Source organism: Leptospira biflexa serovar Patoc strain 'Patoc 1 (Paris)' (assembly GCF_000017685.1).
In the GTDB taxonomy this organism is placed as follows: domain Bacteria; phylum Spirochaetota; class Leptospiria; order Leptospirales; family Leptospiraceae; genus Leptospira_A; species Leptospira_A biflexa.
Genome location: NC_010602.1, coordinates 1 through 19849 on the forward strand (window position 1 = coordinate 1; position 19849 = coordinate 19849).

General features: G+C 37.2%; 19 protein-coding genes. 15 read left to right on the forward strand and 4 right to left on the reverse strand.

Annotation, left to right across the window (positions count from 1 at the left end):
- The first annotated feature begins 140 nt into the window (after window positions 1-140).
- The 8 genes from dnaA (at window position 141) to LEPBI_RS00055 (ending at window position 10224) form a co-directional block, all read left to right on the forward strand.
- Window positions 141-1466, forward strand: coding sequence for a chromosomal replication initiator protein DnaA (gene dnaA, locus LEPBI_RS00020; RefSeq protein ID WP_012387039.1), 1326 nt, complete (start codon window positions 141-143; stop codon window positions 1464-1466).
- Between the two features lie 246 nt (window positions 1467-1712).
- Window positions 1713-2831, forward strand: coding sequence for a DNA polymerase III subunit beta (gene dnaN, locus LEPBI_RS00025; RefSeq protein ID WP_012387040.1), 1119 nt, complete (start codon window positions 1713-1715; stop codon window positions 2829-2831).
- On the forward strand, window positions 2831-3934 hold the full coding sequence (gene recF / locus LEPBI_RS00030; protein ID WP_012387041.1) for a DNA replication/repair protein RecF: 1104 nt from the start codon (window positions 2831-2833) through the stop codon (window positions 3932-3934). Before dnaN ends, recF begins: the two co-directional genes overlap by 1 nt.
- Window positions 3931-4254, forward strand: a complete 324-nt coding sequence (locus tag LEPBI_RS00035; RefSeq protein ID WP_012387042.1) for a DciA family protein — start codon at window positions 3931-3933, stop codon at window positions 4252-4254. The genes recF and LEPBI_RS00035 overlap by 4 nt, the downstream gene beginning before the upstream one ends.
- A 78-nt stretch (window positions 4255-4332) precedes the next feature.
- Entirely contained in the window at window positions 4333-6252 is a 1920-nt protein-coding gene (gyrB, locus tag LEPBI_RS00040; protein ID WP_012387043.1) for a DNA topoisomerase (ATP-hydrolyzing) subunit B, read from the forward strand.
- Window positions 6253-6271: 19 nt separating this feature from the next.
- The gene (gene gyrA, locus LEPBI_RS00045; protein ID WP_012387044.1) at window positions 6272-8803 is read left to right on the forward strand and encodes a DNA gyrase subunit A; all 2532 of its coding nucleotides are present in this window, start codon (window positions 6272-6274) and stop codon (window positions 8801-8803) included.
- Window positions 8804-8816: 13 nt separating this feature from the next.
- Window positions 8817-9830, forward strand: a complete 1014-nt coding sequence (locus LEPBI_RS00050; RefSeq protein ID WP_012387045.1) for a tRNA dihydrouridine synthase — start codon at window positions 8817-8819, stop codon at window positions 9828-9830.
- Between the two features lie 10 nt (window positions 9831-9840).
- Window positions 9841-10224: a PilZ domain-containing protein gene (locus tag LEPBI_RS00055; protein WP_012387046.1), complete on the forward strand. Its 384-nt coding sequence runs from the start codon at window positions 9841-9843 to the stop codon at window positions 10222-10224.
- A 114-nt stretch (window positions 10225-10338) separates the two neighbouring features.
- On the opposite strand, the gene LEPBI_RS00060 is transcribed toward LEPBI_RS00055, so the two are convergent.
- Window positions 10339-10920 (reverse strand): lipoprotein LipL21, encoded by a 582-nt coding sequence (locus LEPBI_RS00060; RefSeq protein ID WP_012387047.1) that lies wholly within the window; start codon window positions 10918-10920, stop codon window positions 10339-10341.
- Between the two features lie 129 nt (window positions 10921-11049).
- Here LEPBI_RS00060 and LEPBI_RS00065 point away from each other — a divergent pair, with 129 nt between their 5' ends.
- A complete protein-coding gene (locus tag LEPBI_RS00065) occupies window positions 11050-12627 on the forward strand; it encodes an LIC10012 family protein (protein WP_012387048.1) in 1578 nt (525 codons plus the stop codon).
- A complete protein-coding gene (locus LEPBI_RS00070) occupies window positions 12608-13495 on the forward strand; it encodes a helix-turn-helix domain-containing protein (RefSeq protein ID WP_012387049.1) in 888 nt (295 codons plus the stop codon). The genes LEPBI_RS00065 and LEPBI_RS00070 overlap by 20 nt, the downstream gene beginning before the upstream one ends.
- Here the strand turns inward: LEPBI_RS00070 and holA are convergent.
- Complete coding sequence (holA, locus tag LEPBI_RS00075; protein ID WP_012387050.1) at window positions 13474-14583, reverse strand: DNA polymerase III subunit delta; 1110 nt, start codon at window positions 14581-14583, stop codon at window positions 13474-13476. The genes LEPBI_RS00070 and holA overlap by 22 nt on opposite strands.
- 69 nt (window positions 14584-14652) lie before the next feature.
- On the opposite strand from holA, the gene LEPBI_RS00080 reads away from it, so the two are divergent.
- The gene (locus LEPBI_RS00080; RefSeq protein ID WP_226992832.1) at window positions 14653-14865 is read left to right on the forward strand and encodes a hypothetical protein; all 213 of its coding nucleotides are present in this window, start codon (window positions 14653-14655) and stop codon (window positions 14863-14865) included.
- On the opposite strand, the gene LEPBI_RS00085 is transcribed toward LEPBI_RS00080, so the two are convergent.
- Complete coding sequence (locus LEPBI_RS00085) at window positions 14849-15424, reverse strand: Maf family protein (protein ID WP_012387052.1); 576 nt, start codon at window positions 15422-15424, stop codon at window positions 14849-14851. The two genes, LEPBI_RS00080 and LEPBI_RS00085, sit on opposite strands and share 17 nt — an antisense overlap.
- Before the next feature lie 24 nt (window positions 15425-15448).
- Between LEPBI_RS00085 and LEPBI_RS00090 the strand changes: the two genes are divergently transcribed.
- The 3 genes from LEPBI_RS00090 to LEPBI_RS00100 are packed head-to-tail and all read left to right on the forward strand — an operon-like array spanning window position 15449 to window position 17084.
- A complete protein-coding gene (locus tag LEPBI_RS00090; RefSeq protein ID WP_012387053.1) occupies window positions 15449-15706 on the forward strand; it encodes a hypothetical protein in 258 nt (85 codons plus the stop codon).
- Window positions 15703-16440 carry an SDR family NAD(P)-dependent oxidoreductase gene (locus tag LEPBI_RS00095; protein WP_012387054.1) on the forward strand — a complete coding sequence of 246 codons (738 nt, stop codon included), beginning with the start codon at window positions 15703-15705 and terminating at the stop codon, window positions 16438-16440. Before LEPBI_RS00090 ends, LEPBI_RS00095 begins: the two co-directional genes overlap by 4 nt.
- Before the next feature lie 11 nt (window positions 16441-16451).
- On the forward strand, window positions 16452-17084 hold the full coding sequence (locus LEPBI_RS00100) for an L-threonylcarbamoyladenylate synthase (protein WP_012387055.1): 633 nt from the start codon (window positions 16452-16454) through the stop codon (window positions 17082-17084).
- Here LEPBI_RS00100 and LEPBI_RS00105 read toward each other — a convergent pair.
- Window positions 17076-18176, reverse strand: coding sequence for a CapA family protein (locus tag LEPBI_RS00105; RefSeq protein WP_420804571.1), 1101 nt, complete (start codon window positions 18174-18176; stop codon window positions 17076-17078). The genes LEPBI_RS00100 and LEPBI_RS00105 overlap by 9 nt on opposite strands.
- Between LEPBI_RS00105 and LEPBI_RS00110 the strand changes: the two genes are divergently transcribed.
- A complete protein-coding gene (locus LEPBI_RS00110) occupies window positions 18127-19839 on the forward strand; it encodes an alkaline phosphatase family protein (protein ID WP_012387057.1) in 1713 nt (570 codons plus the stop codon). The genes LEPBI_RS00105 and LEPBI_RS00110 overlap by 50 nt on opposite strands.
- Window positions 19840-19849 lie beyond the last annotated feature (10 nt).

Here is a 19849-nt window from a genome sequence, read left to right on the forward strand (position 1 = left end):
TGTCAAACTCATTAAGGGACATAATTTTTTTATTCAGCTCGACTATTTTTAACAGTTTGGATCGTTTTCCGATTTTTCATTTGAATTCTACCTACTTGCTAAAAGTATAGTACCCGATTTCACATTTAGGGCGGGGAAGCTTGGACATACGTTGGGAAGAAATTTTAGAAGAAATATCGAAACAGATACCTCCCAAGTACTTTTCCAATTTCATTGCACCACTTCGATTTGATAAGTGGGAGAACCAAGTGGTTCACTTAATGGCTCCATCGGGTGGAATCAAACGCCATGTGGAAACCAAATACATCGGTTTCATTGAAGATGCGGTTTACCAAGTCGTAGGGGATCGTTTCAAAGTATCCATTCTGACTGAATCGGAAACATCATCACATGTTTTAAAAGAAGTCATCCAATCGAAGTTTGATGATTCAGACTCAGATCTCAATCCAGAATATATCTTTAGCAATTATATCACTTCTGATTCCAACCGAATTGCGTTCACAGCAGCCAAATCAGTGGTGGAACAACCTGGTAAGTACAATCCTTTGTATTTGTTTGGACCCGTTGGTGTGGGCAAAACACATCTTCTTCATTCCATAGGTAACGAGATCAAAAAAAAAGATCCATGGAAAACAGTTCGTTATGTCAATAGTACATCTTTTTTGAATGAGTTTATTTTTACCGTAAGACAAAACAATCGTGAGTCTCTCGAATCTTTTAAAATCCGTTACCAGTCTTATAATGTTTTACTCTTTGATGACATTCAGTTTTTAAATGGTGGTGCCGAAAAAACCCAGGAAGAGTTTTTTGCTCTTTTTAATTTTTTGTACGATCGCAAACGCCAAATCGTCATCGCATCGGATCGCCCAAGTTATGAACTCCCACTCCATGACCGACTCAAATCTCGGTTTGTACATGGTTTGCAAGCAGATATCAAATCGCATGATTTGGAACTACGAAAATCATTACTCAAATCCAATTTCTCTGAATTCAATATCCCTGCCAGTGACAATTTACTCCATTGGCTCGCCGAACGATTAGAAGGTGATTCAAGAGCCCTCATTGGGATTGTAAACGATTTGGTAATGTACAAAAAAGCCTATGAGTATTTCCTACTCACGGAAGACAAAATCAAAGAGATTGCCGAAGCACGTTTCCTCACGAATAAAAAACGAATTGGATTCAGTCCTGATATGGTAATCGATTTGGTCTGTGAACGGACGAATGTGGCGAGAAAGGATTTACTAGGAAAAAGCCGCAAAGCCGATTTCATCCCTCCGCGACACCTTTGTATGTTACTGTTACACGATGTCTTGAATGTTCCGAAAGCCCAAATCGGAAGGATTTTTTCGACGACACATTCGACTGTGATCCATGGGATCGATAAATTTAAAGAGCGGATGAAATCGGAAGCACAATGGGAAGATCTTTTCCACACCATCAAACACAAGATTAGCTTTCAATAATCTGTTACTAAGACCAAGATAGACTGTCAATAAACTGTCGATAGGACATAGTCACGGGTTATGGTTCCAATATTGACGAGTAAACTGTTCAAAGGGACATAAATATTCACACTTGCCAAATGGAAAAAACCTGACATAATTCAATAAAAATTGAACTTTCCGGGCTTTATCAACATACTGACAGAACCAACGGAAACGACATAATATATATAAAGATATATAATATTAATAAGAAGAAGAGGAAAAATGAAATTCACTGTCAATACTACAGAATTCCTAAAAGCAATTAACTCAGTGGATGGAGTGATCTCAGTACGTGAGATCAAGTCGGCTCTTTCCAATTTAAAAATCCAAACAGGCGAAAACGAAGTGTATCTTTCAGCGACTGATTTAGAGATCGCAATCAAAACTTCGGTTCCTTCTACCATTGGAGAAAAAGGAACAGCATCACTTCCTGCAAAACAGCTCTCTAGTATTTTTAAAAATTTAAACTTTGATACAAGTTTGCTGACGACAACGGAAAATTCTGAGAATTCAGAAACCACAATCACTGATGCTTCTGGGAAAATGGACACAAAGTTCAAAGTGAATGGAATCGATTCAGAAGACATCAAAACCATTCCGAAAGTAGATGAGGCAAGTGTGGTTGAATTTCCTTGCCAAACCATTCGTGAAATGTTCCGTAAAACTTCATATGCAATGGCAATTGAAGAAACTCGATTTGTATTCAATGGTTTGTTTTTAAAACCAGATAACACGGATTTAATTGTTGTAGGAACCGATGGGCGTCGTTTATCAAAAATTGTTCGTAAGTTTCCAAAACAATTTCCATTTAAAAATGGTGTGATCATTCCTCACAAAGCAGTGCGTGAGATGCTTAAAATGATGGAAGGAAAAGAAACAGCAAAAATTGGTTTTGTGGAAGAACAAATTTATGTTTCTTCTGGAAACGTAGAACTCCTATTTAAATTAATAGATGGAAATTTTCCTGATTATGAACAAGTGATTCCAAAACAAACAACCGAATCTGTTCGAGTGGTGAAAGCAGACTTCCTTACATTTTTAAAACAAGCTTTGATCTCAGCCGAAGAACCATCGAAACAAATTCGTTTGGCTTTTAGCAAAGGTAATGTAAATATTAGTTCTTCGAATCCAGGAACGATGATGTTTGATCACAACATGCCGATTGAATACAATGGAGAAACAATCACCATTGCTTTCAAAGGAGATTATTTGAGTGATGTTGTGAAAGCTGTGGATGACCCAGAAGTGATTTTGGAATTCACCACTTCAAGTGCTCCCGTACTGTTTAAGGATCCTTCGGACAGTGACTTTGTTTCTGTCATTATGCCAATGAAACTTTAATGTTTCTAAAAAAGATTTACATAAAGAATTTTCGTAACCACGAAGAAACTCAACTTACATTTAAATCACGTCTTGTCTTCTTCATTGGTAACAATGGGGAAGGTAAGACGAACTTACTCGAATCCATTTCTCTCTTATCATACTTAAAAAGTTTTCGTGAATCAGACCAAAACCAATTGTTGCGTTGGGATACTTCTGATACTTTTATCAGAGCAGAATTTGAATCCGAAGGGAATGAATATTTATTCGAATACGGAATTGAACATTCCCAAACGAAACGAAAAAAATTAAAAGTGAATGGGGAAGAATTCAAAAAAATTTCTGACTATGTTGGATACTTTCGCTCCATAGTGATGAGCCCTCCAGACATCCTCATCATAGAAGATGGAAATGTGGAACGTAGACGATTTTTAGATGCATTTATCTCTTCCACAAATCGTTATTATTTAAAACAACTGATTGAATATGAAAGGTTAATTAAACAAAGGAATGCGGCTCTCAAAAAAGAAAATGCCAGTGATCGAGAAATTGGCATTTGGGATGAACCGATCATCGAACACGATTCGGAAATCAGAGAGATCCGAACTAAAACAATCCAAAGTTTGGCTGGATATTTCCATCAAAATTTATTACAACTCAGTTCCGGAAAAGATCCATATTTTCTCACATACAAACCTAATATCACTTCGAAAGAAGAACACAAACAAAAGTTAATCGATAATTTACGAAAAGATAAAGCGATCGGGTATACAAGTTGTGGAAACCATCGAGACACACTTCCTATTGGATTTGATGACAAAGACTTGAGTGGGTTTGGATCCCAAGGCCAAAAACGAAGTGCTGTGATTGCCTTAAAGACTGCTTGTTTTCAAATGATTCGAGACACAACTGGAGAAGCTCCCGTTTTACTCATTGATGATATTATCCGTGAACTCGATGTCAAACGAAGGGAGTATTTCGTAAATTTGATCTCTGAATGTGGACAGGCATTTTTTACCACCACAGATTTGGAAGGAATCAATGAGTATGTGGGAAACCTAACTGTTGATAAAGAAATTTACATCATTGATTCAGGAAAAGTGAAGGTCTTTACTGAGATATGAAAAAAGTCGAACTTTCAGAACTCTTCCAAAGTTTAGAAAAATTAGGTCTCGATCGAGAATCAGTCTTTCAAGACCAAATTTTAAAAAAACTAAGGAACCAATGGAATGAGATCGTCGGAGAGGTTTTTGGTAAACAAAGTTTTCCCAAAACAATTGATGGAAAAAAACTGACAGTTGTTTGTCGTCATTCGATGGTGGCACAAGAATTCGAGTTCCTCAAAGCAGACCTATTAAAAAAAATCAACGCCATCGCATACCCATATGTGCTGGAAAAAATCCATTTCAAAACGGGGAATGAATTCCAAAATCCTAGGTCTTAAACCCTCACATTCCCCCCGATTTCACTTGCCCTTCGAGGGTCTTTTTAGGATACTTCCTATAGGGTATCTTAAAAATCTATGTCCAACCAAACCGATCAAAACGCCTATTCAGCCTCAAAAATCAAGATCCTAGAGGGTCTAGAGGCGGTCCGGAAACGTCCCGGAATGTATATCGGAACCCAAGATGAATCCGGCCTTCATAAGATGGTATATGAGGTCGTAGACAATTCAGTGGATGAGGCAATGGCCGGCCATTGTACAGAAATTGATGTTCGTATCCTACCTGAAAATATCATCGAAGTTCGCGATAATGGTCGAGGGATTCCGACCGGTATCCACCCAGATAAGGGAAAGTCAACCATCGAAGTGGTTCTTACCATCTTACACGCAGGTGGAAAATTTGAAAATGATGCTTATAAGGTTTCAGGTGGTTTGCATGGGGTTGGGGTATCCGTTGTGAACGCACTTTCTACATACTTAGAAGTAGAGGTGCACCAAGAAGGAAAACTCCATTACCAAAAATACCAAGCGGGAGTCCCTGTTGAAGATGTAAAAATCATAGGGGAGACTACTCACCGCGGAACTGTCGTTCGGTTTCGACCAGACCATACCATTTTTACGACGGTAGATTTTTCTTTCGATACACTTTCCGCAAGGTTTCGAGAAATTGCTTTCCTTAACAAAGGTCTTCTCATTCGAATCGAAGACCAAAGAAAGGAAGAATTCGCCAAACATGAGTTTAAGTTCGATGGCGGAATTGTTTCCTTTGTGGAATACATCACTGAATCCAAACACCCACTTCATAAAGTATTACACTTTGTAGGAGAAAAAGAAAATGTTTGGGCCGAAATTGCTCTCCAATATTGTGATACCTATAGTGAAAATATTTTCTGTTTTACAAACGCAATTAATAACAACTTAGGTGGAACACACTTAGAAGGTTTTAGAACAGCATTGACTCGAACTCTCAATGACCATCTAAAAAAAGACCAAACTTTATTCAAAAAACAACCCAATGGATTACAAGGGGATGATATCAAAGAAGGTCTTTGTGCCGTCATTTCCATCAAAATCCCACAACCGCAATTCAACTCTCAAACAAAAGAAAAATTAGTGAATGCGGAAGTAAAGGGTCTCATGCAAACCATCACGGGAGAAGGACTCAATCGTTACTTTGAAGAAAACCCTGCGATCATCAAAAAGATTCTCGAAAAATGTATCTTAGCATCAAAAGCAAGAGAAGCGGCAAGGCGTGCTCGTGATCTTACAAGACGTAAAACCGTTTTAGAAGGTGGTGGGCTTCCTGGTAAACTTGCCGATTGTTCAGAAAAAGATCCTGAGCATTGCGAACTCTTTTTAGTCGAGGGGGATTCAGCGGGTGGATCAGCCAAACAAGGAAGAGATAGAAATACGCAAGCCATCCTCCCACTCAAAGGTAAAATCTTAAACGTAGAAAAAGCAAGGTTAGATAAAATCCTCTCCAATGAAGAGATTCGCACATTAATCACTGTTATGGGAACTGGCATTGGTGATGATGAATTTAATGTGGAAAAACTTCGTTACAGAAAAATCATCATCATGACAGATGCGGACGTGGATGGATCTCATATTCGAACTCTGCTCTTAACATTTTTCTTTCGATACATGAAACCTGTGATTGAACGTGGTTCCCTCTATGTTGCACAACCTCCATTGTATTTACTTAAATTTGGTAAGGAAGCAGTGTATGTTTACTCTGATCGAGAGAAAGATGAAATCTTAAAAGCTAGACCAAATGACAAAGTGGTCATCCAACGATATAAGGGACTTGGAGAGATGAACCCGGAACAACTTTGGGATACTACTATGGATCCAAAAGAACGTGTCATGTTACAAGTGAAATTACAAGATTTCGTAGAGGCAGAAGATACATTCAATATCCTAATGGGTGATGAAGTGTCTCCTCGTCGTCGTTTCATTGAAGCGAATTCTTACAAAGTAGCAAATTTAGATCTTTAATCGGAATTAGGAAAATCAAATGACCGAACAAAACGGCCAAGAAAACGAATCAAACAAAACCTTAGCACTCAATTTATCCGGTAGACCAGACGTAGCCGGTGCTTTAAAAGCTGGTGTCAGGGTCATTCCGGTTGAAATTGAAGACCAAATGAAGGAAGCTTACCTTGATTATGCGATGAGTGTCATCGTGGGTCGAGCACTTCCTGATGTGCGAGATGGTTTAAAACCAGTCCATAGACGTGTCCTCCATGCGATGAACGAAAGAGCCTGGAGATCTGACAGACCTTACGTCAAGTCGGCAAAGATTGTTGGGGAAGTGATTGGTAACTATCACCCTCATGGTGACTCTGCAGTATATGAAACAATGGTTCGTATGGCGCAAACTTTTTCCATGCGAGAGACATTGATTGATGGCCAAGGTAACTTTGGATCTGTCGATGGTGACAATGCGGCGGCATATCGGTATACAGAAGCTCGTCTGACAAAACTTGCAGAAGAACTTCTCAAAGACATCGAAAAAAACACAGTAAGTTTTTCCCCTAACTTTGATGATACGAGACAACAACCTGATGTTTTACCTGCTAATTTTCCAAATATTTTAGTCAATGGTTCCACAGGGATTGCGGTCGGAATGGCAACAAACATTCCTCCTCACAACTTAAAAGAAGCGGTGAATGCAGTCATCGCCCTGATACAAAATCCGGATATCACTCTTCCTGAATTAATGAAAATTTTACCTGGTCCAGATTTTCCAACAGGTGGAACCATCATTGGTGGAGAAGGACTTTACCAAGCATATGCAACGGGTAAAGGATCCATTCGTATTCGATCGAAAGTTGATATCATCGAAAATAACAAAGGTCGCGAGATCATTGTCATTCATGAAATTCCATACCAAGTGAACAAAAAAAACATGTTGGAAAAGATTGGAGATTTGGTGAATGAAAAAATCATCGAAGGTATCTCTGAAATTTTAGATTTGTCGGATCGAAAAGGGATCCGAGTTGAGATCCATGTTAAAAAAGATGCAAACGCACAAGTGATTTTAAACCAACTTTTTAAACTGACCCAACTGCAAGTCAGTTATGGAATCACCATGCTTGCGATTTTGGACAACCGTCCAAAAATCTTTTCACTCAAAGAAATTTTAAAATCTTACGCAGAACATAGGCGAGAAGTTGTTGTCAAACGGACTGAGTTTGATTTAGACAAGGCGCAAAAACGTGCACATATCTTAGAAGGTTTAAGGATTGCTCTCGAAAATATCGATGAAGTGATTCGTATTATCCGGGCTTCTAAAGATGTAAGAGAAGCGCAAAGTTCCCTTATGGCAACGTTTTCTTTGTCAGAATTGCAAGCTGATGCCATTCTTGAAATGCGACTACAAAGATTAACTTCTTTGGAAGTCCAAAAGATCATCGATGAATTGGAGCAGGTTCGAATATTGATCGCTGATCTTGAAGATATTCTATCAAAACCTGATCGAGTGAAATCAATCATTTGTGATGAACTTGGGAAAGTATCTCAATCTTTTGGAAATACTCGCACAACAGAAATTAGTTTAGAATCGCTCGAGTCTTCCACGTTTAACGCAGAAGATTTGATTGCCGATGAAGAAGTGGTTGTCCAACTTTCCGAAGACATGTTCATCAAACGGCTTCCTATGGATACCTTCCGTCGCCAAAAACGAGGTGGAAAGGGAGTTCAAGGGATCTCGACCAAACGAGAAGACTTTGTCAAAAAACTAAGTAGTGCCATGACTCATGATAACTTGATGCTTTTTTCCAATAAAGGCCGAGCATTCCTACTAAAAGTATATGAGTTACCGATTGCGACAAAAGAAGCACGTGGAAAATCACTAAAAGCAGTTATTAATTTGAATGATGATGAAATCATCACTTCATTGTTTACCTTTAGAAACTTTGATGAGTCGTATCTCCTTATGGTAACGAGAGAAGGTTTTGTGAAAAAAATCCAATTGGATGAGTTCACAAACACAAAAAAATCGGGAATCATTGCGATTGGTCTCAGAGATGGAGATGAACTCATTGATGTAATTGCCAATCCAAATAACTACGATGTATTCATTGGTAGTAAAAATGGTCTGGCGATTCGTATGAACCTGAATGAACTGAGATCACAGGGACGTACAGCTTCTGGTGTCACGGCAATGAAATTGGAAGATGATGATTCCATTGCTGGCATTACAAAAGTAGAACCTAATACTAATTTGTTTTGTATTTCCGAAAATGGATTTGGAAAACGAACTGACTTTGAAGAGTTTTCCACCAAAGGTCGAGGTGGGAAAGGGATGACATATCTTAAGATCGGTGAAAAGAATGGACGTGCTGTTGGTATCTCTTCTGTGAAAGAAGAAGACGAACTACTTGTCATCACTCAATCCGGTATGGCAATTCGAGTGGAAGTTAAAACCATTTCGATGGTAGGAAGGTCAGCAATGGGTGTCAAAGTAGTGAATACGAAAGACGAAGACTTTGTGAAAGATTTTGCCGTCGTTCGAGAATCGGATTCGGACTCCGCTGAGTCTTAATTAGGAAATCAAAATGGTAAGGGTAGGAAATGTAATCATCGAAGGAGACGTTGCCTTGTCTCCGATGGCTGGAATTTCTGATAGCCCTTACCGCCAGATCACTAAACGTTTTGGATCGGCTTTTTCTTATACTGAATTTGTTTCGACTGAACAATTAAAATTGGGAAATGCAAAGTCACTGGATATGTTCCGATTTGTAGAAATGGAACGGCCCATTGTGTTTCAAATCTTTGGATCTGATTTGGATACTGTGGTGAATGCCTCAGAGATTGCAGCAGAACAAAAACCAGACATCATTGATTTGAATATGGGCTGTTCTGTATCGAAAGTTTCTCACAACGGATCTGGTGCAGGTTTACTCAAAAACATACGTTTGGCTGGTAAAATGATCGAAGGGATTCGGAACCGAACAAACCTTCCTGTCACAGCAAAGATTCGTTTGGGATGGGATGCGAATTCGTTGAATTACCTAGAAACTCTGAAGGTATTAGAAGACTCTGGAGTATCCGCAATTTCTGTTCATGGAAGAACCAAAGCAATGGCATACACGGGTATTGCCGATTGGAACGCCATTGGTGAAATCAAATCTAGAGCGAATGTTCCCATCTACGGAAATGGCGATGTACAAAGCTACAAGGAAGCTTTAGAGAAAAAGAAAACTTATGGTGTTGATTTAGTCCTAATTGGAAGGAAAGCAATTGGGAATCCCTGGGTATTTGGAAAAACTCCAAAACAATTTTTTCCTTGGTATCAAATCAAAGATGTCATTTTGGAACATTTGGATTTGATGTTGAATTTCTATCCAACTAGTGATGATTATGCGTTAATTTTATTTCGAAAACATTTTATCAAATATATAGAAAACATAGGATTTCCTGAAGATACAAAACGTTTGTTACTTTCTGTGGCTTCAGTGAATGAATTTAAAGATACATTGGAATTTGTGAAAATGGATTCTACGATTTTGGAAACAAGCGAATTAAACAACGAGAATATAAACTGTGAAACGTTTGTAAGTCTTGTATAAGGAAACTGAAATGGCAGATTCAAAACAATCGATATTCTCTGATAGTTATAGCAAATATGGTGGAGCAAAACAAAAACGAAAAGATGCTCGGGTGAAATTAGATGTTCCTTGTACTGTTGAATTGGTGAAAACAAAAACAGGACCCGTGACTGGTCATCTCTCCGACCTAGGGACCGGTGGACTAGCCTTTCAAACGACAGCAATTTTTTATGAAGGTGACCATGTGAAAATTCAATTTTCACTCAACCAAAATCCATTAGAGATCATGGGAACGGTCCATCGAACGGCAGGAAAAACCACTTCGGTGATTTTCAAACCTCTTGCAGCATCAGAGCATCAAATTGTCCAGGAATTCATCCACAAACATTACTTTGATCCCAAATTGAAAAAATAATAGATTCTTTGAATGATCCTTTGGTCTCAAGTGAGAGACGTATCCATGGAAGCGTAACTAAAAAAAAAGCCTCCCATATAGGAGGCTTTTTCGTAACAAAGCGCTAATGTCAGATTACTGAACAGCAGTTGCTTTTGCTTCGAGAGCTTTTTGTCCACCTGCATATCTGAGGTATCCAACACACTGACATTCTTCCCAAGTTTCTGGCTCACCTACGTTTGCACAAATTCCTGTTTCATTGTTAAGAGAGCAGCAGTCATAAACCCCAACGCCTTTGATGATACCTTTTGATTCAGAAACAATCACAGAACCAGTAGATTGACCATCAGAAACACCAGATGCTTGTTCTAAATATTCACCTAGGATTTTTTTCAAACCATCGCCAGCTACTTGTAAACGAGCTGCTTCACGGCAAGTGGATTGTTTCATGGCAACTGAGTTTGCTTTGATCGCTTTGTCAGATGCACGTGCAGAAAATTTCATGTAAAGATAATCGAATTCTTTTTCTTTTCCTTTGCAGTACTCAGCAGGGCTTTGACCACGTTTTGCAGCCGCCGCATCTGGGGCACAAGCCCAACCTTCAAAAATCCAACCATTTTTACCTACGGTCGTAGCGTCTCTTCTGCCTCCATCATTGGATCCGCAAGATACAACAAATGCGATTAGAGAGGCACATACGATAAGTGATTTCTTCATAAAGAATCTACTCCTTTTCCGAAGAATTTGATCTGATAAATAACACTTGTCAATCTTTTATCAAAGAAAACAGATCAGGCTTGTAGGATAAAGATTTACATTTTCCCTCAATAGAGCGATTCTAATTTTATGTCTCGATTCACGTGTTTGCATGTTATTGCAAATTTGCTTATTTTTTTTGCGTTCTTCCCTAAAAATATTTATGCGAAAGAAATTTCTATCCTGCCTGCTTATATTTCGGGAGAAGTGCCACCTGTACTCGGTTCCAAACGGGAAGCGGGTTTCGAATTGTCACGCCTTTCGCGACATTATTTAAAGAGAAATTTTTTTACTGAAATTACCGATCCAAAACTAATTGAAAATTTTTTGAACGAGACAGAATGGAATGAAGAGGCGGATCTAAAAGACCAAGATTGGAATGCATTCTGCAGTGAATGGGATTCTCATTTTGTCGTGCAGGACCAAATTGATTTTGGGAATCCTATTTTAGTCAAAACCATCATTTACAATTGTAAAAATTTAAGCAAACAAACCATCCAATCGAAACTCATTTCAAATTTTGTAATGGCGTATGAAAAACATAATGAAAAAAGTTTTCGATTTTTGCCTCCACGTTTTTACGAAAAAAAAAGTAAAACACCTATCTATTACGAAATTAATTTATTTTTGGACATCCATTCCTCGTATGCATATTATAAAAAAGACATTCTAAAAAGCCTGAGTTCAATGTATGACCAAGATGGATTGTATTTAGGTATCACATTATTAAAAAAAGACAAAACACTCTCTGTTCCACCAACAAAAGATCATTCCGAAATCAAAAAGATTATGGAAGAAACAGGATGGCAAGGTTCCAATCACTCAGAATCAGTGCTTGCTGCTCTACAAAGTTTAAAAGGAAAGTTTTCTTCTGGTAAAAAAGAATCACGAAAATTATTTTTACTGCTCTCGTCTAGTGTAAAAGATAAATCCGGTTCTATCATCATGGCACTCAATGATCTAAGACATATGGAAATCGAACCTATCATTCTAATCCCAAATCATTCTGATTTAAGCACAATCAGAGAATTACAAAGGATCGGAAAGGCAAGTAACTCTAGAGTGGTAGGAATCACAGAATACCAAAAAATTGGTACACAAGATGGGTATGAATACCTATACTTAAATCAATTTAATGTTTATTCATCACAAGAAGAGTTGGTGTATCCATTCCAATGGAACCAATCCAATATTAAAAAATTTGATGCTTCTCTAGTACGAGCCGCAGTCGATGTGGTTTCACCTTACAATCTTTACCAAGCTTATGAAAAAATCACAGAAAAACGTGTGTTAGAAAAAGAAGAAATCAAAACAGATTTAGAATATATTTTAAGAACAGAATCCAATTCAGAATTACTCGAAAGAGAAAGGTTTCAATCCGTTTTAGTCGAATCCAAAGGGGAGGCCATTTGGATCCAATTGCCTTATGATGCACAAGTATCCAAAGGTAAAGAATATTTAATCCAAACAACTTTTGTATTGGATCCTTTGTCAACTTGGGGAATTAAAAATATAGCAGGAGAGACAAATTTACTCAAAACAAATTTTTCTTATCCGAAAACGTTGATGGTAAAACCATCACAAGCTAAGAAATTTTTAGATCTAAATAAAATACGAGAATTTAATGGATATTTGCAAGGAACAGTGAGTGTCATTAAAAAAAGGTAAGTCCATATCCGAGTGGATTACAAAAGGTTCAGACATTGAGAAAATAAAGAACCAATGGTTGGAGATAAATAACTCATCCTTACCCATTTTGATTGTGGGAGAAAGAGGTGTTGGAAAATCCTTTTGGATCCAGAAGAGTTTAGAGAAAAGAAATATCTCAGAATCGACTGTCATCCATTTTGATTTCTCTTATCCATCTTCGTTTCAAGAGAAATTGGAAAAAATCAAATCTTCCAAACAAAACCAAACAGTCATTCTAAATTGGATTTCCCATGCGAAACATGAGGAAATGATTTTGTTGCAACAGTGGTGGAAATCAGAAAAATACAATGAAAAATCCAAGATTTATCTTTATTGGGAAATTCATTTAGAAGAGTTGGAAGTATTCAACCAAAGGAACCAATATGGAGATTTTTATGATCAACTTAAGTCATTTCGATTTGAATTACCCAATTTAAAAAAAAGAATTTCTGAATTACCACTCTTCGTTCATGAATTTCTAGAAGAAGCAAACCAGTCATTGAATAAAAAAATAAATTCTTTAGATGAAGATTTTTACACATTTCTAAAAAATAAAACGTTTATTCGTAACTATACTGAACTGAAAGATATGATCTATGCTTTGGTAGGATTTACTTCTGGAAAACAAATCCATTGGAAACAAATTCCATCGCATTTTTTCGAAAACTCCTTATCTGAATTGAACATCCAACCTGGTATCAGTTTGGAACAATATGAGAAAGAAATTATAAAAGCAAATTTGATTTATACAAAAGGAAATCGAGAAAAAGCAGCAAAACTTTTGGGTATTTCAGAACGAAATTTATATCGAAAACTACACGAGTTTCATTTGGAAGACTTATCTTGAAGGAGAGAAAATAAATGCATGATTTTTTGGATGAAATAGTTTTTGCCTTCTTCATCTCGAAGCCCTGATTTGAATTTAATATTCATCTCGATCACTTGGTCATAAAATAAATCTAATACCTTATCGGTGAAATTCGCAGAATCAGATACCAATTGGCGTCTCACAAAATTTTTCCGTGCTTCAGAAAAACTTCCTGTTTTAAGAAGTTCGTCCATAATCGGAATGGGAACTTCTCCGTTATGCCTAGATCGTATGACTTTGATTTTACGAATTTCATCTAGTTTATAAGTAAGCCTTGTTAAAAAATTGAGAATTTCAGAATTTTGATCTCCGAATTTCGTAAACTCTTTGAAAAAATCAACTTTCCGTTTTTGGACAAGAGATTCGACAAGTACATTGGTATTCAGTTCATTTTGGCTGAACAAGACGGAATTTACATCCTCCAATGTGAATTTGGATTTGTGTAAATACTGTTTTAATTTCTTAACACTTTTGATGTAAGCACCAACATTTGCCGGAGTCCGATGGATAAATTCCTCTGTAGCATTTGGTTCAAAATGTGCTTGTTCTTGGTCACAGACTTCTTTGAAAATTTTCGGATAATCATTTGGATATAGTACTTTGGTTTTAAAATAACTAAGCGTTCCTTGGAATAAATCGATTAAACTTTTTGGAACATCTTTCCCATCATAATGGATGAGAGTGAATATTTCATCGGAAACGGAAGTGATATTCTTTCGAAATCCAGAAGCAAAATCTTTCCACTCATGGGCGGCTTTAGGATCGAGAATTGGTTTGAACAAAGCAGTCGCATTTTTAATGATGATGAGTTTTCTTGGGTAGAACATATCGGGAGTGAAAAGTTCAGCGAACAATTTGGCCTGTTCTCCCGATTCGGAGACTATCAAAATGACTTCAAAATCACCTAATGTCTTTTGAAGGATTTCTCTATAATGTTCGACGATCAGTTCAAATTCGTAGGAATCCTCACCCGCATAGGCAAAAAATTGTGGGATTTGGGCCGGGGGCGTTTTAAAAAGTTGGAAAAGGGAGTTATATTCCTTGGCTTGTGATTTTTTTGTTTCCATTTTCTTGAATCTGGTCTAATCTTACAACTGGACTGAGGCGATAATCATAGTATGGAAATCTCAAGTAATGTGGCAAGAGTTTCAGGATTAGGGGAGCCGTATATGTATGTGTCTCCCACATACAATACGCAAGCAGTTGAGCAAGTAGAAGCCATTCAATCTCGCTCCTACCAGCCAAAATACCCAAGTTCCGAAACCAAAAACCAAGCCCAAGAAATTCAAACCACTCCTGACGCGAAGGCAACTTACAAACCAGGAAACCTCGTCAATCTCTACGCATAATCCTTTCTTCCCACGAACCAATCCAAAGTTCGTGGCGAGACAAAAAACTCCGTAACGGAAAACCCATTACATTTGTATATGATCCTATCCATTGGAGGACTGGACCTTCTTTGTCTTGGATTCCATAAGAACCCGCTTTATCAAATGGTTTTGATCGTTTGATGTATTCGTTGATTTCAAAATCATTCCAGTTTTGAAATCCAATCATAGTTTCTTCATAAAAATATTCAGTTCCATTCGGGTGTCGAAGAGCGGCTCCCGAAAATACGGAATGATTCTTTCCAGAAAGTATTTTTAAGATACGAAAGGCATCGTTTGTATCAATGGGTTTGTGTAAGATTTGATTTTGGTACACGACGATTGTATCAGCCGCCAAATAAACATTGTTTGGTTCAAATAAAGTACCAAGTTTTGAGTGAACCATTCGTTCTAAATATTCGAGCGGTGATTCCAATTCTTTTTGTGATTCATCGATGTGTTCAGGATCAATCTTCAAATCAAATCCCAAATCAAAAAGGATTTGTTTTCTTCTGGGTGATGCTGATTTTAATACAAACAAATTCTTGCTATTCCTTAGGGGATATTGTTTTCTTTGTACATGATGAGTCCAAGGTTTTTTACGATTCTTTTATGGGCATTTGTATTCGTGATTGGTTGCAAGAGGGGTTATTCGGAAGACATCCAAGATTGTAATCCTATTGCCGACTACTATGAAAAGGGCACCCATTACATCCGAAGGGATTTGGTAAAAGATGACAATACTCTAGACTATAAAAAATTAATGGAAGATACCAAACCGCAAGCAAGCGAGTGTTATCCATCCAACCATGAGGTAAAATGAATTTATTCGATGTAAAAGGAAAAACAGTTTTGATCACTGGTGCAAGCCGAGGGATCGGTAAATCGATGGCTCTTGGCTTTCGTGATGCAGGTGCCATTGTATACGGAGCAGGATCCAAACCAGAATCCATTCACTGGATGGAAAAAGAAGGAATCCATGGTGTTGTTCTCGATGTTCGTAGTGAAGGGTCTGCATTTGAAGTGATTGGTAAAATTAAAACCAAACATGGAAAATTGGATACATTAATCAATAATGCAGGAATTGCCACAAATACACCTGCATCAGGATTCAAAGAGGACGAATTACAAAATATTGTCCAAACCAACTATGTGGGAGTATTTCGAAATTGTCAGGCTTACTACAAACATCATAAAAAAGAAGGTGGTAATATCATCAATGTCGCATCTGTTCTTGGTATGGTAGGTAGCAAACTGGCATCTGTGTATTCGGGAACCAAAGGTGCCGTCATCACCTTATCCAAAGCCCTTGCTATTGAATGGTGCAATAATGGATATCGGGTCAATGTCATTTGTCCTGGTCTGATTGACACAGATATGACCGACATGATTAAAGATAAGGAATTCATCATGAAACAGGTATTAGCAGGTATTCCAATGGGAAGGCTTGGTAAACCCGAAGACATATTGGGTGCGGCGATTTATCTAGCATCTGATTCATCAGCGTACATGACAGGCCAATGCATTGTACTAGATGGTGGATTGACAGCGCAGTAGAAGTCAAATTTATGATCCTTTACCTCCATCCAGATAATCCAGAAGTTCGAAAACTAAAACAGATTTCCGATAGATTGAAGGATGGAGCCATCTATATTTTTCCTACTGACACTGTTTATGCGATAATTGCCGATGCAAATTCGAAAACTGCGGTAGAAAAAATCTATTCCATTAAAAAATTACCAAAAGATAAGCCACTATCTCTTTTGTGTAGGGACATTTCAATGGCCTCTCATTTTATCGAATACCTTCCCAATTCAGCGTATCGATTCATGAAGCGCATGACTCCTGGACCATTTACATTTGTTCTCAAAGCAAATAAAAATTTACCAAAACCATCCATTGCTCATCATAAAGACAAACAAATTGGAATCCGTATTCCCGATCATATTTATTTACAAGAATTACTCAAAATTCATGATTCTCCACTTACATCTACTTCAGCGTTTAGTGATGATGAATTCATAATTGATATTGATGATTTAGAATCAATTTACGGTAATTTAGTCGATGGGATCATTGATGGAGGTATCGTAAAAATTGAATTATCAACTATGATTCAAATTCATGATGATTCCCTCGAACTCATCCGTGCGGGAAAAGGATATGAACTGATCCAAAATGATATCCAACACCTAGAGTGAACGAATTCCCAAACCAGGAATCTTCTTTAAATGGGATTCAAATTCAAACATCCGTTTTTCTAAATGTTTTGGAAGTTTGATCGGCAATTCTGAATTCGAATACTTTTGGATTGGGATGATGGAATAGTTTCTTGGATTCACCCAAACAGGTTCGGATTGCACATTCAAAATTTTTTTCTGATTTTCTTTGTTTATCTCGAGTGTTAATGAAAGAATAATTCCCCCATCTGTGTATTGTCTGTTCTGAGCAGATAAAAAATTTCCTAAAGAATAGGCGATAAGCCTGTCTTCATTTGTTTTTGGATCTTGGTAAAAGTCTATCTTTTGCACAACATGTGGGTGGCCACCAATGATGATGTCAGCACCTGCTTCTAAACCAACATTCACCCATTTTGTTTGCGACTGAGATGGTTTTTCTTCGTACTCATTTCCAAAATGGTACCATAAAATGATAAAGTGAGCTCCTTCATTTTTTGCAAAAATGACATCGGATCGGATTTGATCTTCATTTAACAAACGTACAATCCTTCCATCACGTACCGGTATTCCATTTGTCGAATATGTATAATTATAGATCGCAATTTTAATTCCATTCACATCCTGAATGAAGTCTTTTCGATTTTGAAAGTCTAATAAGGAAGTATAAGTTCCAATCGGAATCATCTCATGATTAAAAACGGATTGAATTGTAGTATCAATGCCATAGGATCCTTTGTCTGCGGAATGATTGTTTGCAGTAGAAAGGATATCAAAACCTGCATTCTTTAACCCAGTTAAGTATCCACTTGGGCTACCAAACCTTGGATAACCTGAATATTCACTTTGGAGTTCGGTTATGGTCGTTTCTAAATTTCCCAAAGTTAGATTAGCATTTTGTAGAGAATCTGCAACGTATTCGAAACTTTTGAATGAATCATAGATCTTAGTTTTTGAATCCAAATAGGCAGAAATTTGAGAGGAATGGCACATGAGGTCCCCAACAAATTTAATTCGCACTTGCCTAGTTGGTATAAAATCAGGGAGTGTGTAGCAGGAAAGGTAAGTGATTGTGAAAACCAGAGTGAAAGATAAATTTTTGATCGTATTATGCATTGTTATCTATTTCATACTTGCTGGTTGTAAATGGGAAAAAGACTACAAACGTGCTGCCTTTCTATCCATGCAACCTGATACAGATTTAATTCTCGCTCCCTATCCTTTTAATATTTTTGATCGGGAAGCAAGAGATGCAATCACTCTTTCGCATTATTCCAAAGAAGAAATCAAAAATATATTAGCAGATCATGAACTCTCATGGGACTCTCTTAATACACAATGGCAACTGGATACTGAGGAAGAGAATTTTACAAAAGAAGTGAACTATACCTCCCATTACACCCAATATCCTTATGATACCGAAATTCCAATTTGGATTTACGGTCCCAAATGGTTTCAGAATGGAGTGTATTCGGATGTAATTTTCCAACAACACATTCCATCTTTATATGGAAAAATATTAAACTTTGGTTTTTCCAATCAATTATCTGTCAGCGCATTTCAAAAAATATTTAAAGATTCAAATGAGAAACCTGAAATCATAGTGACTATCGTTGTTGACCAAGGTGGAAAACAACTCTATAAAGCACATAAAGGAGCGTATCCTTTCCTAGAATCATTATCTTCCAATTCCGTTTACTTCAAAAAAGCGAAAGTAGTGCATTTAGAATCACATACAGCAGTTGGTCACATGGCAATCGGAACAGGTGCTTTTCCAAAAGATTCACAGGTTTTTTCTAATGAAATTTATACATTTTCAGAAGGGAAAGTACATCATAGACCTGTTTACCAAGGTTTAAACAATAGTTTTGATTTGTCGGAACTTCATTCGGCAAGTTTTTCCGATGAATGGGATTTATCTCAAAACAATGAACCTGTAATTATTAGTCAATGTTATGCGAATCGTGCCGCAGTGGGTATGGCGGGACATGGAAAAGAATACAAAGATGGATCGAATCAAAAAACATTGATTTCCCCGGATGCTGATTTTGTCTATTGGCAAGATGTCAAAAACTTAAATTGGTCCACTTATCCAAACGCTTTTGGAAAACCCTTAGCCGCACAAAAATACAATTTATACCAATTCTACCAAACCCATAAAGCAAACATCCAAACACATTTTGAAGCGAAAAACCCTATCGATTTTCTATCAAAAATCCATCACTTTCAAGGATCAGAATTCCAAGTAAAAATGGATGGTGCTTTGTTTCGCGATACAATCGAAGAAACGATTCTCAAACCGAATAAACATAAAGATGGTAAAACAGATTTAGCCTATTTGACTCTAAAAGCGACAGATGCTGTTGGACATTTGTATGGTTGGGAAACAAAAGAGGCAGAACAAGTGTTACTGTCAACTGACAATGAAATCAAAACCATTTTTGAATTTTTAAAGGCAAACTATGGGGACAATTTCATTCTACTGGTAACGGCCGATCATGGTGCAGCCCCAATGCCAGAAATTTCAAACGGATTGTTTTTAACACATGAAGAGTTTTTTAACAGTGTGAATGAATTACTCCCTGAATCAGAAAGAAAAAAATCTTCTCTTGTGAAATGGGTAACTCATTCACAACTTTCACTAAACAGAGATTTGATGAAAAGTCATAATGTCACTGAAGAGGAAATCATACAAAAGATTTTATCCATTGAGGTTAAACAAAGAAAGTTTTTTAGAAAAATTTGGAAACGAGAAGAAATACCGAATGTATCCTTTTAAGATACATTCG